We start from the raw sequence: 15,226 nt of genomic DNA, 5'->3' as shown, positions 1-15,226 counted from the left end.
CTGCAGGTCCGGCGTGATAGCCTGCAGGCCACGACTTGAGACCCAGGGGACGAACGGTTGATCGACAAGCTCGAATTGCTGCTGGCGCTGGCCAAGGAACGGCATTTTGGACGGGCGGCAGAGGCCTGCGGCGTCACCCAGCCGACGATGTCGACCGGGCTGAAGCAGCTCGAGGAGATCCTCGGCGTCATGCTGGTCCAGCGCGGCTCGCGATTCCAGGGTTTTACGCCCGAGGGCGAGCGGGCGCTCGACTGGGCGCGGCGGATCGTGGGCGATGCTCGCGCGATGCGCGACGAGATCAACGGATTGAAGCATCATCTCTCCGGCGAGATTCGCATTGCGGCGATCCCGACCGTGCTCGGCATGGTCGCGACGCTGACGACGCCGTTCCGCGCGCGGCATCCCGAGGTGCGGTTCAGCATCCGCTCGACGACCTCGTCGGAGGTGCTGGGACTGCTCGAAAATCTCGAGGTCGATGCGGGGCTGACCTATATCGAGAACGAGCCGATCGGGAAGGTGCGCACCATTCCGCTCTACAACGAGAGCTATCGCCTGCTGACCGCACCCGATGCGATGTTCGGAGACCGCGAGTCTGTCACATGGAGCGAGGTCGGGCAGGTGCCGTTGTGCCTGCTGACACCCGACATGCAGAACCGCCGCATCATCGACCGCGCGTTGCGCTCGGTCGGCGCGGAGGCAACGCCGACGCTGACGTCCAACTCGCTGCTCGTGCTGTACACGCACGTCAAGACGGGGCGCTGGGCAAGCGTAATGCCGGCGAAACTCGCCGAGACGCTCGGTCTTTCCGACAAGGTCCGCTCGATCCCGATCGTCGAGCCCGAGGTCACCTACAGCATTGGCCTGGTGATCCCGCAACGCGACCCGATGACGCCGCTGATCGCGGCGCTGGTCAACGTCGCGCGCGAAGTGGCGCCGTCGCTGCAATCGTAGGGACCGGAGCGGACGGGCCTGAGCAAGCGCCTCGTCCTTCGAGACGACCGCTTCGCGGTCTCCTCAGGATGAGGCTGCATTGTATCGGTATTCATTCAAACTGCTGCCGCGTACTCCGCCCTCATCCTGAGGGCCCGCCAAAGGCGGGCGTCTCGAAGGATGGCCGCAGGTGAGCTTCCCACCGTGCGCTAAGCCGCTTCCGAAATCCCGGCCGCCGCCTTGATCGCATCCCGCGGCAGGGTCACGCGGACGACGGTGCCGACTTCCAGCTTGGAGCGCAGCCGCATCGAGCCGCCGTGGAGCTGCGCCAGAGAGCGTGCGATCGCGAGCCCGAGACCGGAGCCGTGATAGGTCTTGGTGAGCTGGCTCTCGACCTGTTCGAACGGACGTCCGAGCCGCGCCAGCGAGTGCGGCGCGATGCCGATGCCGGTGTCGGCGATCATCAGCACGACCCTGTCCTCGAGCTGACGGCTGCGCACCACGATGCGTCCGCCGTCAGGCGTGAACTTCACGGCGTTGGAGAGCAGGTTGACGACGATCTGCTTGGTGGCGCGGCGGTCGGCGACGACGGAGATGGATTTTGCGATGTCGGCATCGAGCTTCAGGTGCTTGTCCTCCGCCCGCCCGGCGACGACGCGCAGGGATTCGGCCAGCGTTCGCGACAGGTCGAGCTCTTCCATGTCGAGCTTCATGCGACCGGCCTCGATCTTGGACATGTCGAGGATGTCGTTGATGACCTCGAGCAGATAGTGACCGCTGGTCAGGATGTCGTGGCAGTATTCCTCGTACTTCTCCGAGCCCAGCTCGCCGAACATGCCCGAGCCCATGATCTCGGAGAAGCCGATGATGGCGTTGAGCGGCGTGCGCAGCTCGTGGCTCATATTGGCGAGGAATTTCGACTTGGTCTGGTTGGCTTCCTCGGCCCGGGTCTTCTCGCGCTGGTACTTCTCGGCGAGGTCGGCGAGCTCGATGGTCTGGCGCTCGAGAGCCGCCTGCGAGCGCTTGAGGTCGATGACGGTGGCACGCAGGCGCAGATCGTTGTCGACGAGCTTCTGCTCGTGCTCCTTGATGCGGGTGATGTCGGTGCCGACCGAGACGTAGCCGCCGTCCTTGGTCCGGCGCTCGCTGATATGCAGCCAGCTGCCGTCGTCGAGCTGGGCCTCGAAGGTGCGGGCGCCCGGGCCTTGGGCCGCGGTCTCGTTGTGGCGGGTGCGCACCTCCGGCATGCGGCCCACTTCCAGCACGGTCTCGTAGGAGGTGCCGGGGATCACGGCCGTGTCGGGCAGCTTGTGCAGGCGCTGGAAGTGCGAATTGCAGAGCACCAGGCGGTCGCTCGCGTCCCACAGCACGAAGGCTTCCGGAATGGTCTCGATCGCGTCGCGCAGGCGAAGGTCGGCTTCCACGGTGCGCTCGGCAAGGCTCTTCTGCTCGGTGATGTCGACAGCGATGCCGATCAGGTGCATGCCGGATTCGCCGGCGCCGCGGGTGCGCTCGCAGCGAACGCGGAGCCAGATCCAGTGACCGTCGACATGCTGCATGCGGAAGGTCTGATCGATGTGGTCGATCTTCTCGGAGATCAGCTGGTCGGCGATCTCGAACAGGTCGATGTCGTCCGACTTCACCAGTGCGTTGACCTCGCCGAAGGTGAGCAACTCGTTGCGGCCGTCGAGGCCCAGCATCGAGAACATCGACTGCGACCAGAAGATCCGGCCACGCGACAGGTCCCAGTCCCACAGGCCGCAGCGGCCACGGTTGAGCGCGGTGTCGATCCGGCCACGCACGGCGTCGTTGATGAGGTCGCCTTCGCGCGCGCGGGTCGATTGCCAATGGAAGGCGAAGCCGAGAATCAGGACGACGAAGCCTGTCGTCGCCGACAGCGTCACCGAGAGCGCGGCGTCCGAGCCCCAGATCGGCTCGTTGCGCTCCTGGATCACGGTGACGAGGCCCGGCAGCGACTTGATCGGCCGTGCGGTGGCCATCGCCGCGTTGCCGTTCGGCAGCGTCATGTCGGAGACGTTATTGTCGCGCGGCGGGCTGGCGAGCAGCTGCGCGGTGGTGATCGCATCCAGCAGGCGATCGTTGCCGGCGGGGTCATTGTCGATCGGGATGCGGGCAAGGATGCGGCTGTTGACGCCAGCCGAGGTGACGACGACGTGGCGGCCCGAGACCCTGGCCCGGGACGGGATCATGTCGGGGAGCAGCAAGGACATGTTTTCGATGTTCTTCAGCCGCTCCGCGCGCACCGAGGTGACGCGGTCGATCCGCTCGGCAAGCAGCTCGGCGAGCGCCGAGATGTCGTTCTGGATCACCAGGCGCTTCTGGCGCGTCTGGTCGACGACCTGGACGAAGGCACCGAGGCAGATCGTGATGAGGAAGGCGATGATGAGCGTCGGCACGGCGCGTCGCAGCGCCGGCTCCGCGATCAGGAGCCGATGATAGGCAGGTTTCGCGATCGATTGCGCCAATCCCTTGATCGAATCGGATTGGACGCACGCGTTCGCGGCGTCTGCACGCGCCATGCCTTCGGCCCCCTGAAAACCTGCTAGCTACCCAGTTCGAAAGCAGCCCCACAACGCTTTCGAATCAAAGCGATTTGAATCCAGTTTGCGCAGGCTGTCGAGAGTCAACGAAACGTTAACGCGAAATAATTCTTATCCAATGCAGAGTTGGCGCTGCTCGAACCCGCAAACTCACGTGCATGATGAGTCCGAAACGAGAACGCGGGACTCTTTGCGCCGTCACGCGCGCGGCGGCTCGGCGTGGCTGATGACGCGCTTCACGCTCGGGTATGCGCGGCGCAGCTTGCGCTCGATCGCGTCGACCTGCTCGTGCACTCTGATCACGCTCATCGACGGCATCGCGCGGCAATGAAAGTTGACGATCTCGCCGCCTTCGGTGTCGCGCACACGCACATTATGAATGTCGTGGATCTCGCCGCCGGCGGCATATTCCGTCAGGGCAGCAGCGATGGCCTGTACCCGCTCGGGCGAGGCATCCATGCCGATCGGCAATTCCGGTTCCAGCGGCTCGATATGGACGTCGACCTCGACGTCCGCGCCGAATTCTTCCTTGATGTTGCGTTCCAGCGTGTTGGCGACGTCGTGGGCGGCCTCGAGCTGCATGTCGGCGTCGACCTCGAGGTCGATGCTGACGATCAGCTTGCCAACGAGGTCGTGCACCGTGACGTGGTGGATGGCGAGGCCCGAATTATGTGCGATGACCATGATGCGATCGCGCACGGTCTCGTTGTCGCGCGCGACCGGCACCGCGGCAAAGGTCAGGTCGGCATCGCCGAACGCCTTGGTCACGGCGGCTTGCGCGTTGCGCTTGATCTCCTCGACGCGGTCGATCGGGTAGGTCCTGGGCACGTTGACGATGCTGTCAATGAAGGTTGTCGCCCCGACCATGCGGACGCGCAGGCGATCGACGTCGATCACGCCCGTCACGCCGCGGATCGCGTCGGTGGCTTTCTCCAAGGCGCCTTCCGGCGCGCGGTCGACCAGCGTTTGCACGGTCGAGCTTGCCATCCGCAGGCCGAGCAGGGCGATCATGACGGCCACCGCGGCTGCCGCCGCCGCGTCACCCCACCAGAAGCCGAAGGCTGCGAGAATCAGACCGACGATCACGGCGCATGAGCCCATGACATCAGAGGCAAAGTGCAACGCGTCCGCGGCGAGCGCCTCGCTCCTTGTCTCGCGGGCGGCCCTGTGCAGCGCGCGGGCGCGCCAGAGATTGACGACGATATCGACGACCAGCACCACGAAGGGCACGGCCGAGATGGTCGGCGGCGAGGTTCCTTCGCGCAGCCGGCTGTAGGATTCGACCAGGATGCCGCCGGCGAGCACGTAGAGCAGGGCGGTCACGCCGAGCGCGGAGATGCTCTCGAGCTTGCCGTGGCCGTAATGGTGCTCCTCGTCGGCCGGCTTGTCGGAGACCCGCACGACCGCCCAGGTGATGATCGTCGCGACCAGGTCGATCGAGGAATGCAGCGCCTCGGAGATCAGCGCCAGCGAGCCGATCGCGATCCCGACCACGAATTTGGCCGCCGCCATGCCGCCGCTGGCGAGGATCGAGATCGCAGCGACCGATGTCTTGTCATGTTGTCCGCTCATGGCGGGGGATTTAGCAGGGCGACCGTGAACATCAAGCGACGATCCACAGAAGTAGTCGCGAGTGACTTGCAGGAGCGGGCTGTTGCGAATGCTTCTGAATTGAAGGCTGGCTTTGCCGCTTGCTCGGTGTCGTAGGGTGGGCAAAGCGCAGCGTGCCCACCATTCGTCAGCAATCATGAAAAACTCGTGGGCACGGCGCTACGCGCCTTTGCCCACCCTACGAGACCGGAATCCGGAGCGACCGCTACGGCATTGTCACCACGATCTTCCCGAGATGCTTGTTCGCCTCCATGTGCTCGAACGCCTTGTCGATGTCGTCGAACGCAAACACCTTGTCGATCGGCAGTTGCAGTTTTCGCGCTTCCACCGCGCCCCAGATATCCTTGCGAACCTCTGCAAAAATCTCTCGAACCTCCTCGATGGTGCGGGTGCGGAAGGTGACGCCGATGTAGCTGATGCGCCGGGCCGCGTGGAGGTCGAAGTTGAAGTCCGCATGGGTGCCGCCGAGCCGGCCGACGTTGACGATGCGGCCCAGAACCCTGGTCGCGGCGAGGTTCTGGTTGGCGACGTGTCCGGAGACCTGGTCGACGATGAGATCGACGCCTTCGCCGTTCGTTGCCTTCAGCACCTGCTCGACCCATTTGGGATCGGACGAGTCGACCGCGAGATCGGCGCCGTATTCGGTCAGCCGGCCACGGCGATAGGCATCGGTCGAGGATCCGATCACGAGCCTTGCGCCCTTGAGCTTTGCGATCTGCATCGCCATCAGCCCGACGCCGGAGCTTGCGCCCTGGATCAGCACGGCCTGTCCGGGCTGCACGCCGCCGACGGTGACGACGGCATTGTGCATCGTCGCGAGCGCGACGGGCAGGGTGGCGGCCTCCTCGAAGTTCATGTTCGAGGGGGCGCGGAACAGCCTTCCGTGGTCGGCCAGCGTGTACTCGGCGAAGGCCGCGCCGCCCGATCCCATGACGCGGTCGCCGACCTTGACACCCTTTGCATCCGCTCCGAGCTCGGCCACGTCGCCGGCCCATTCCATGCCGAGCACGGTGCCGACGCCGCCGGCCGCACCATGAGCGTGCCCCCTGCGCATGCCGGTATCGGCGCGATTGAGGCCACAGGCGCGCACGCGCACCAGCACCTGCGTGCCCTTAGGTTTTGGTTGAGCGACGTCGGAAATCTTAGCGCCATCAGGACCGTAGACGTATGCCTTCATGCGTTACCTCGAACTCAATTGAGTTTGTAGATGAAGCTCGATGCTGCTCTTCGCCTCTCCCCGCGTGCGGGGAGAGGGGGCGCACCTGTTACTCCGCAGCCTGTGCGGTTGGTTGAACGATCATGCCTTCCAGCCTGTTCCTGATGATCGCCTCCGCTTCGCGCACGATGCGCGAGATCAGTTCGCCGCAGCTCGGGATGTCCTGGATCAGGCCCTGCACCTGGCCGGCCGACCAGATGCCTTCGTCCGAATTGCCGGTCGCGTAGACCATCTTGCCGCGGGCGCCGGCGACGAGCTCGCGGATGTCCTCGAACTTGGCGCCTTGCTTCTCCATCGCGACGACCTTACTGGAGATCTCGTTCTTGGCGACGCGCGAGGTGTTGCGCATGGTGCGGAAGATCAGCTCGGTCTCGCGCTCGTCATTGGCGACGATCTTCTCCTTGATGAGCTGGTGGATCGGGCTCTCCTTGGTCGCCATGAAGCGGGTGCCCATGTTGATGCCCTCGGCGCCGAGCGCCAGCGCTGCGACCAGGCCGCGGGCGTCGGCAAAGCCGCCCGAGGCGATCATCGGGATCTTGACCTTGTTGGCCGCGGCAGGGATCAGGATCAGGCCGGGCGTGTCGTCCTCGCCGGGGTGGCCGGCGCATTCGAAGCCGTCGATCGAGATGGCGTCGACACCCATCCGCTCGGCCGAGAGGGCGTGGCGGACGCTGGTGCATTTGTGCACGACCTTGACGCCATTCTTCTTGAACTCGTCGACATGCTCCTGCGGCTTGTTGCCGGCGGTCTCGACCACCTTGATGCCGGCTTCGATGATCGCGGCGCGGTATTCGGCGTAGGGCGGCGGCTTGATCGCAGGCAGGATGGTGAGGTTGACGCCGAACGGCTTGTCGGTGAGGTCGCGGCAGCGCGCGATCTCGCGTGTCAGATCCTCCGGCGTCGGCTGGGTCAGCGCCGTGATGAAACCGAGTGCTCCGGCGTTCGCGACGGCCGCGACCAGTTCGGCGCGGCCCACCCACTGCATGCCGCCCTGGACGATCGGGTGCTCGACGCCGACGAGTTTTGTGAACCGTGTCTGCAGCATTGATCTGTTCCCCCTGGGTGGCCCGCAGGCTCTATTTTTCAATTGATGGCGGCAGGATGCCGCTGGAGGCAGGAAATGTCTATTGCGCCGCCATGCGGTGAGTCATGCGGGCTGTGGGGAAGATTCCGCCCGGCGGATAATTAGGGCTGAGCGCTCGCCGCAACCACCGCCGTCGTCCTGGCGAACGCCAGGACCCATAGCCACTGTGAGGAGTTGTTTTGCGAGATGGAGGCCACGGCGTGCTTCGACAACGCTGACCGGGATAATGGGTCCTGGCTTTCGCCAGGACGACGTCAAGGAGATTGGCGCCCGCCGTTTCCACAACATCATTGCGAGCGAAGCGAAGCAATCCAGAATCTTTCCGCGGAGGGACTCTGGATTGCTTCGCTGCGCTCGCAATGACACCGAAGGTGGAGCGAACAGCTACTTCGCCGACAGCCGCACCACCTGCCGGCCGCCGTTCATCTCTTTCAGGTTGTTGACGAAATTCTCCGGCCGCTGCCAGCGGTTGGGGACCTGCAATCCCATGTATTCGGCGATGTCGCCGATGAAGCCGGTGCAATTGGTGGTCTCGGCGTTCCAGACCGGCGAGCTCGCCTGCAGCTTCTTGATGTACGCGAACACGCGCTTGGCGTCGGCTTCGTTCAGATAGACGCGATAGCTCGCGGTCAGATAGTCCGGATCAAGATCGCCATAGCTGGCGCCGGTCTCGGACGGTACCCAGGTGAAATAGCCGAGCACGTAGGACCAGGTATCACCCGCCGGCGTCAGGCCTGCGACCTCGACGGCGCGCTCGCTGGTCTTGCCGTACCAGACGAAGGCATGGCCCCAGCTCGCCGCCGTCCGCGCGCGGAAGTCGACATAATAGGGACCTTTTTCAGCCCGCGTCACCGAGCGCCGCGTTGCGGAGCGCGATGCGGCGTCGCTCTGGACAAGCGCACTGGCATCGGCCATGCGCCTGTTGGTTTCCTTGGCAGAGGCCGAAGGCATCGCGCACGCGATTATGGTCGCGAGCACGAGGCCCGCGAGCATGCAGGATCCCGATCGATCAAACCTGTTCGTCACGCGATGCCCCTCGACTGTCGGCCGCTTACGCAAATTCCGCCTGCTGCGCCTCAGTAGCGCGCGGCGACCGGGCCGGGCGCCTTGCCGATCGGAGCCTTGCCAATCGGGCTCTTGCCGATCGGCATCTTGCCGATCGGGGCCTGCTCGGCCGGATAGACCGGCACCGGTTGGCGGCGCGGCAGATCCGCAGCGTTTGCCGCTGTCACCAGAGCAAGCGTCGCACCCAGAACAATTACAATCTTCTTCACAGTCATACCCCTAGAAGGTTTGGTCCAAACACGGCATCGCCGTGCCCCCAGACACGCCTCCCAGAAGGGCGGCCGAATGCGTCCAAGTTGCGGCACCTCAGCGACATGTTGGCGGCATCTCTTGGGCGCGCGAAAAGTCGATGCGTGTCGGAATGTTTCGGCGCGAGGCGCGTGCTTCAGCGGTCGGCGCTGAGGCGAAAGTGCATCTCGATCTTCGCTGGCGATGGCTCGCTTGCGGTGCGCCAGGGCGAAAAGCCAGGCGTGGGGTCCGGGTCGGACGGAAGATCGATCGACCAGTGCTGCGTGGGCATATCAGGCAGCGTCAGGCTGACGGCGCGATGGCGCGTCTTGTACATCAGCGATGCGGAGGAAATGATCGCCTTGCGGTCACCGTCATGCGCGCGCCAGTTCGGAGGCAACATCGCGTTGGCATAGCCTGTGGCTTCCTCGACCTCGATATGCACGTCCTGCTCTTTGTCCGGCAGGGTCATGCCGGGGGGAAGCCGAAACTCGATTGCGAGCGTCATGAAGCCGTGGCTGAGATTGGGTGAGCGGATGAACTCGTACCACCCCCAATAGCCGAGCGCCGCCACGATCAACAGAACGGTGATGGCGAAGGGAAAGGACAGCCGGCTGGCGCGGGGAGGCGCGGTCTCCGGGCTTTCTGCTGCGTCGCCAGGCTCTGGCGCCGCGTTGCGGACGAGGCCAAAGCGCACGAACAGCCAGACGCCGGCGATCAGGCCGACCACGCCGCCGATCGGGCCGATGTCGAAGAAGGCCCCCATGGCGATGCCGCCATCGCGGTCCGGCCCGGCGAGCATGACCACGAGCGCGGCAAGGCCGGCCCAGCCGGCGAGCGCGCCGAGCAGACCGGACAGCAAGCCGAGGATGATACGCATGTGCTGATAGTCGCAGCCAATTCAATCGCGGTTCGAACGGTCCGCTTTCACCCGATCCGGTTCAGGCTGTTGCGGATGGTCGAGAAGATGCCGCCGATGTCCTTGCGGAGCGCATCGAGCGTGTTGAAATTGTCGAAGATGCGGGCGAGGCGGTCTTCGACCTCGCGCTTGCTCTTGGTCAGCGCATCGACGCGCGAGCTGAGGGGGACGCCGCCGCTCGACTCGATGTCGGCGACGGTTTTGGCCAGGAGATCGCGGGTGACGCTGACGTCGGCGATCATGGCCTCGATGCCGAACACCGGCGCCTTCAGCGGGACGAGATCGGCTTGCGACTTCGACAGCTCCGCCTTGAAGGCGTTCAGCGTGGTCAGCGTCTCCTGCAATGCGCCGAGGCGCTGGCGCGACTGAAGCACGAATTCGTTCAGTGCGTTCTGGCGGTCGGCCAGCGTCTTGCCGTCGGGGCCGGTCTCGACCTCGGTCAGCGAGCGTTCCAGCTGGGCCTGGCGCTGGCCGAGCTCCTCGAAGTCGAGCCTGACAGCCTTGAGGATGTTGGCGCTGTCGTCGATGCGGGCGAGGCGCTGCTCGATCTCGATCTTGTTGTTCGACAGCGTCTCGACGCGCGCGCTGAGCGGGGCCTCGCCGCCGGTCTCGAGCTCGTCGACGCTCTTGGCGAGACGCTCATGGCTGAGGCTGAGCTCGGTGATCAGGGCGTTGATGCCGGCGTCGGACGAGCGCAGCGGCACCAGCTCGGCATGGGACTTCGCCAGATCTTCCCTGTACCGGTTGAGCGTCGCAAACGTGTCCTGCACCGTGTTGACCCTGCCCAGCAGGGCGGATACGTCGCGGGCGATGTCCTTCAGCCGGTCGGCGAGGTTGTTCTTGCGGTCGTCGGTTTCGAGATCGAGCAACGCGCGTTCCAGCTGATTCTGGCGGTCGCGGATCTCGGTGAAGACAGGCTCGACCGCGCGGCGCTGATCGGCGACCTTGCCGACCATCTCGCGCAGCCCCTGCTGGCGGCGGCGGATTTCGGCGAGCTGGTCGTGCATGTCGGTGGACTGGTTGCGGCCCTGCTGGAGCAGCGCGCGCTGTTCGGTCTCGCCCAGCTTGTCGTGCAGTGCGGACACGGCCTGTCTGGGATCGCTCTCGATCAGGTGCTGGACGGTGGTGTCGAGGTGGTTTTGCAGGGCATGCGCGACGACGACGTCTTCCCGGGTTTTCCTGAGGCGGTCGCGCAGCTTGTGCAGGCGTCGATCCTGATCCGACAGCCGCCAGGCCGAGGCGCCGATCAGGGCCAGCCCGGCCGCCAGAATGGCACCGATGGCGATGCGTTGCGGTACCGGCTGGCTCGCAAACAGCGCCGGCAGATGGGTCATGTCGTAGCCAAACGCCAGCGGGGCGAGAAACGCGATGGCGGCGAGCAGGACAAACCAGGCAACCAGGAAAAACAGCCACATCGCGACGTCCCCGCGCCCGTGCACATTTCCGCCATGATTGCTATTGGAGAGCGGAACCGAGATCAAGGGGCGGGCGAGGTGCCGGACCTGCCGGATGGCGCAATCCACGGCTTGATGTGTGTGCAGGTCCGCGGAGGGCGGCTGGCTCAGCCGTCATTCCGGGTTCGCGCTACGCGCGCCCCGAAATGACGGCGGAGCTACAGCCGAAACTCGTTGGTCAGCTCGCCGATGCCGTCGATCGCGACGGTCACCGTATTGACCGGCTCCTTCATGACGCCGACGCCGACCGAGGTGCCGACGGCGATCAGGTCGCCGGGGAGCAGGGTCATGTCGCGGGAGATCTTGCTCACCAGCTGCTGCGCCGAAAAAATCATGTCGGAGATCGGATAGTTCTGCCGCTCCGCGCCGTTGAGGATGGTGCGCACGGTGAGCCTGGCCGGATCGAGGCCGGTCGCAATCACCGGGCCGAACGGGCCGTAATCGTCGATGCCCTTGGCGCGGGCCCACTGCGGAAAGGTGGGGTCGCTGGTCAGGATGTCGTTGGCGGTGATGTCGTTGACGCATGTGTAGCCGAAGATGAAGCCATCGGCTTCGTCTGGCGAGACGCGCGCGCAGGTCCTGCCGATGACGATGCCGAGCTCGCCTTCATAGGTCGTCTTGCCGTCGTAATAGGACGGGCGGCGGATCACGGCGCCTGGGGTCGTGATCGTGGTGGTGGCTTTCAGCAGATAGAGCGGCTCGGGCGGTTCGGGCTGGTTCAGCTTGGCCGCGAGCGCGCGAAAATTATTCCACAGCGCAACGATCTTGCTGGGCGCGCAGGGCGCGAGCAGTTCGACCTCCGACGGCGCCAGAATCTTGCCGGTGGCGGTGTTGCCGCCGAACATCTCGCCCTCATGCACGCTGATGCCTGATGCGGTCAGCGTGCCGAAGCAGGTCGCGCCGGCGTGGCGGAAGCGAAGCCACTTTTTCAACTGATCCGGCATCACGCTACCGCCAGCGCGCGAGGATCTGATGGCGCGGAGACGCCGTCATAGAGGCCTGCGATGCGGGCGCGTTGGGTCACCATCGCCAGCACCGAGTCGAGCGCCGGCGTCGGGCGACCGGTCAAGCGGCCCATTTCCTGCACCACGGTGACGAGCGGGTCGATCTCCATCGGGCGGCCGCGCTCGAGATCCTGCAGCATCGAGGTCTTGTGCGCGCCGACCTTGCGGGCGCCCTCGATGCGGCGCTCGACATCCACCCGGAATTTGACGCCGAAGGTTTCGGCGATGCCCTGCGTCTCCACCATGATCGCGCGTGACAGCGCGCGCGTGGCGGGATCGGTGCAGATCACGTCGAGCGTTGCGTGGGTCAGCGCGCTGATCGGGTTGAAGCAGACATTGCCCCACAGCTTGAGCCAGATCTCGTCGCGGATGCGGTCGAGCACCGGCGCCTTCAGGCCGGCCGCGACGAACAGGTCGGCGAGGCGCTGCACGTCGGCGGTGATCTCGCCCGATGGCTCGCCGAGCGGGAAATTGTTGCCGTAGACGTGGCGGATCACGCCGGGCGCCTCGAGCTCGGTGGCGGGATAGACGATGCAGCCGATCGCGCGCTCCGGCCCGAGCTCGCGCCATTGCCGCCCGCCCGGATCGATGCTCTCCAGCGTCGCGTTCTCGTAAGCACCGCCGTGCTTGTAGAAATACCAATAGGGGATGCCGTTGACCGCGGTCACGATGCGGGTGCGCGGTCCGAGCAGCGGCTGCATCTGCTCGATCACGCCGGTGATCGAATGCGCCTTCAGCGTGACGATGACGTAGTCCTGCACGCCGAGCTCGGCTGCGTCGTCGGTGCAGCGCGGATGGACGGTGTGCCTCTCCTCGCCGGCGAGCAGCGTCAGGCCGCGCTCGCGCATCGCGGCGAGGTGCGCGCCGCGTGCGACGAGGCTGACATCGGCGCCTGCGCGCGCCAGCTGCACGCCGAGATATCCGCCGATCGCGCCGGCGCCGTAGATGCAGATCTTCATGAAGTCCTCGCGGGTGTCCGGAATTTGGGACGAAAGATCCGGTCCGGCCCGGATGTCTCCGAGCCGGGGCCGGCAGTCGCAGGGGAAGAGTACCGCTGTCTAGGCTGCTGCTTGCGGCGCGCCGTTGAGCGCTTCGTCAACGGCAGCGGCGATGTCGCGCATGCTGATGACGGAGACGAGGCTGTAATCGTCGATCACGGGCAGGTGCCGGATGTGATTCCGGTTCATCAGATGCCGGACGTGCTCGATCGTGTCCGAGGAGGTGCAGGAGACCAGCTGCTGCACCGACACGAGCTGCGAGACCTTGACGTTGACGGCGCCCGCGCCGTGCTCGGCGACCGCGCGCACCACGTCGCGCTCTGTGAACATGCCGACCGCGGTGTTTCCTTCCGAGCGGACCACGTCCTTGACCACCAGCGCGCTGATGTTGTTGGCCCGCATCAGCTTGGCGGCGATTTCAACCGTTTCGTTCATTCGCACCGTGACAACGCGCGGCGTCTTCTTGCGCAGAATGTCTCCGACCAGCATGGCAACCTCCCAGGGGTGAACGGTGAAGGAAGTGTGGTATACATAATGCCAATCGTCAAGCGCTGGGTTTGGTTGATCCGAAAAATCTTGCGGCAGTCATACTGACGTTTGTCGTCCCGGGATGAGGGAAGGCGGCAACGAAAAAGGGGCGCATCGCTGCGCCCCTTTTGACCGTCGTGCCGCCGCGTGGCGGCTCAAGCCGTCCCGGTCTTGGCCCTCGTCTCGGCATTGGCAGCTGCGGGGTTTTCGCTCTCCGCTTCCTTGCCCAGGATGAAGGAGCGGCGCAGCGGCTTGATCACGAACAGCGCCATCAGCGCGGCCGTCGCGTTCAGCGCGACCGCCACCACGAACACGGCCTTCCAGCCGTAAGCGGCCGAGATCACGCTCGCGAGCGGGACGAGCAGGGAGGCGGTGCCCTTCGCGGTGTAGAGCATGCCGTTATTGGTGGTCGCGTATTTCGAGCCGAACGTGTCGCCGCAGGTCGCTGGGAACAGCGAGTAGATCTCGCCGAACACGCCGAAATAGACTGCGGTCGCGAGCACGAACACGACGGGCACGTGACCATAGGCCGACAGCGTCAGCAGCATCAAGGCCGCGGTGCCGAAAGCGATGAACATGGTGTTCTCGCGGCCGATCGTGTCGGACACATAGCCGAAGAACGGACGGCCGAAGCCGTCGAAGATGCGATCGAGCGAGATCGCGAACGTCAAGGCCGCCATCTGGAAGCCGACGAGAGAGACCGGTGTGTCGGCGATCTTGAAGTCGTGCGCGATCGGCGCGATCTGCGCCGCGGTCATCAGGCCGCCGGAGGCGACCATGACGAAGACGAGGTACATCACCCAGAAAATAGGCGCCCGCAGCACCTGCGGCGGGGTGAAGTCGATCTTGGTCTGCGGCAGGTTGAGCTGCTTCTTCTTCGGCGGGATCGAGAGCCGCGGCGGCTGGATGAAGAAGGCGAGCACGAACACGATCACGCCCTGGCCGATGCCGAAGGTGAGAAACGCGTGCTGGTAGCCGCTCGAGACGATCATGGCTGCGATCGGCACCACGGTGAGCGCCGCGCCCGCGCCGAAGCCGGCGGCCGTTGCGCCGGCGGCGAGGCCGCGGCGATCCGGAAACCATTTCAGCGCGTTGCCGACGCAGGTGCCGTACACCGCGCCCGCGCCGATACCGCCGATCACGGCGGCGGTGTAGAGCAGGGGAAGCGAGTCGGCGTAGGAGTTGAGCACCCAGGACAACGCGATCATCACGCCGCCGAACATGATGACGATGCGCGGACCGTATTTGTCGACGAACCACGCCTCGACCGGCACCAGCCAGGTCTCGGTCACGACGAAAATCGTGAAAGCCAGCTGGATCGCGGCGCGACCCCAATGATGCGCCTGATCGATCGGATCGACGAACAGGGTCCAGCCATATTGCAGATTGGCGATCATCGCCATGCAGACGATGCCCATCGCGAGCTGGAGCCAACGGAAACCTGTGCGAAGAGGCGCGGCCGTGACGGCGCCATCCGTGCTGGACATCATGAACAACCTCCCGTGCGCTCGTCTGGTGACGACACGTGCCGCCCAGATGACGGAGTGTCGCAATATTGTGGCTTATGGTCGCAAGCGCGACAGGCAGCTTGGTATACCATATTCCAGAATGCAAGCCCTATCTTGGGC

13 protein-coding genes are annotated in these 15,226 nt (G+C 65.2%); 1 reads left to right on the top strand and 12 read right to left on the bottom strand.

From position 1 onward, the window contains the following. Positions 1 to 57 precede the first annotated feature (57 nt). The gene (locus tag JQ621_RS07040; protein ID WP_212233647.1) at positions 58 to 951 is read left to right on the top strand and encodes a LysR family transcriptional regulator; all 894 of its coding nucleotides are present in this window, start codon (positions 58 to 60) and stop codon (positions 949 to 951) included. Positions 952 to 1,139: 188 nt separating this feature from the next. On the opposite strand, the gene JQ621_RS07035 is transcribed toward JQ621_RS07040, so the two are convergent. From JQ621_RS07035 to oxlT, 12 genes are all read right to left on the bottom strand, one after another. After that, positions 1,140 to 3,470 (bottom strand): PAS domain-containing sensor histidine kinase, encoded by a 2,331-nt coding sequence (locus JQ621_RS07035; RefSeq protein ID WP_212233646.1) that lies wholly within the window; start codon positions 3,468 to 3,470, stop codon positions 1,140 to 1,142. Between the two features lie 219 nt (positions 3,471 to 3,689). After that, positions 3,690 to 5,063, bottom strand: coding sequence for a cation diffusion facilitator family transporter (locus tag JQ621_RS07030; protein WP_212233645.1), 1,374 nt, complete (start codon positions 5,061 to 5,063; stop codon positions 3,690 to 3,692). 244 nt (positions 5,064 to 5,307) lie between these two features. After that, the gene (locus tag JQ621_RS07025; protein ID WP_212233644.1) at positions 5,308 to 6,279 is read right to left on the bottom strand and encodes a zinc-binding dehydrogenase; all 972 of its coding nucleotides are present in this window, start codon (positions 6,277 to 6,279) and stop codon (positions 5,308 to 5,310) included. Between the two features lie 88 nt (positions 6,280 to 6,367). Beyond that, on the bottom strand, positions 6,368 to 7,363 hold the full coding sequence (locus JQ621_RS07020) for an NAD(P)H-dependent flavin oxidoreductase (RefSeq protein ID WP_212233643.1): 996 nt from the start codon (positions 7,361 to 7,363) through the stop codon (positions 6,368 to 6,370). A 423-nt stretch (positions 7,364 to 7,786) separates the two neighbouring features. Further along, complete coding sequence (locus JQ621_RS07015; RefSeq protein WP_212233642.1) at positions 7,787 to 8,428, bottom strand: hypothetical protein; 642 nt, start codon at positions 8,426 to 8,428, stop codon at positions 7,787 to 7,789. Between the two features lie 50 nt (positions 8,429 to 8,478). Next, positions 8,479 to 8,682 (bottom strand): hypothetical protein, encoded by a 204-nt coding sequence (locus tag JQ621_RS07010; protein ID WP_092188913.1) that lies wholly within the window; start codon positions 8,680 to 8,682, stop codon positions 8,479 to 8,481. A gap of 170 nt (positions 8,683 to 8,852) precedes the next feature. After that, a complete protein-coding gene (locus tag JQ621_RS07005) occupies positions 8,853 to 9,575 on the bottom strand; it encodes a hypothetical protein (RefSeq protein ID WP_212233641.1) in 723 nt (240 codons plus the stop codon). Positions 9,576 to 9,622: 47 nt separating this feature from the next. Continuing rightward, positions 9,623 to 11,029 carry a hypothetical protein gene (locus JQ621_RS07000; RefSeq protein ID WP_212233640.1) on the bottom strand — a complete coding sequence of 469 codons (1,407 nt, stop codon included), beginning with the start codon at positions 11,027 to 11,029 and terminating at the stop codon, positions 9,623 to 9,625. A 197-nt stretch (positions 11,030 to 11,226) separates the two neighbouring features. Next, positions 11,227 to 12,012 (bottom strand): fumarylacetoacetate hydrolase family protein, encoded by a 786-nt coding sequence (locus tag JQ621_RS06995; protein ID WP_212233639.1) that lies wholly within the window; start codon positions 12,010 to 12,012, stop codon positions 11,227 to 11,229. Further along, complete coding sequence (locus JQ621_RS06990) at positions 12,012 to 13,031, bottom strand: 2-dehydropantoate 2-reductase (protein ID WP_212233638.1); 1,020 nt, start codon at positions 13,029 to 13,031, stop codon at positions 12,012 to 12,014. Before JQ621_RS06990 ends, JQ621_RS06995 begins: the two co-directional genes overlap by 1 nt. A gap of 99 nt (positions 13,032 to 13,130) precedes the next feature. Continuing rightward, positions 13,131 to 13,559 (bottom strand): CBS domain-containing protein, encoded by a 429-nt coding sequence (locus JQ621_RS06985; RefSeq protein WP_212233637.1) that lies wholly within the window; start codon positions 13,557 to 13,559, stop codon positions 13,131 to 13,133. Positions 13,560 to 13,753: 194 nt separating this feature from the next. Beyond that, positions 13,754 to 15,088, bottom strand: coding sequence for an oxalate/formate MFS antiporter (oxlT, locus tag JQ621_RS06980; protein WP_212233636.1), 1,335 nt, complete (start codon positions 15,086 to 15,088; stop codon positions 13,754 to 13,756). Positions 15,089 to 15,226: the final 138 nt, after the last annotated feature.

This window comes from Bradyrhizobium manausense (genome assembly GCF_018129685.1).
GTDB lineage: Bacteria > Pseudomonadota > Alphaproteobacteria > Rhizobiales > Xanthobacteraceae > Bradyrhizobium > Bradyrhizobium manausense_D.
Note: the sequence above shows the minus strand (reverse complement) of the source record. Positions and strands in the feature narration are given on the sequence as shown.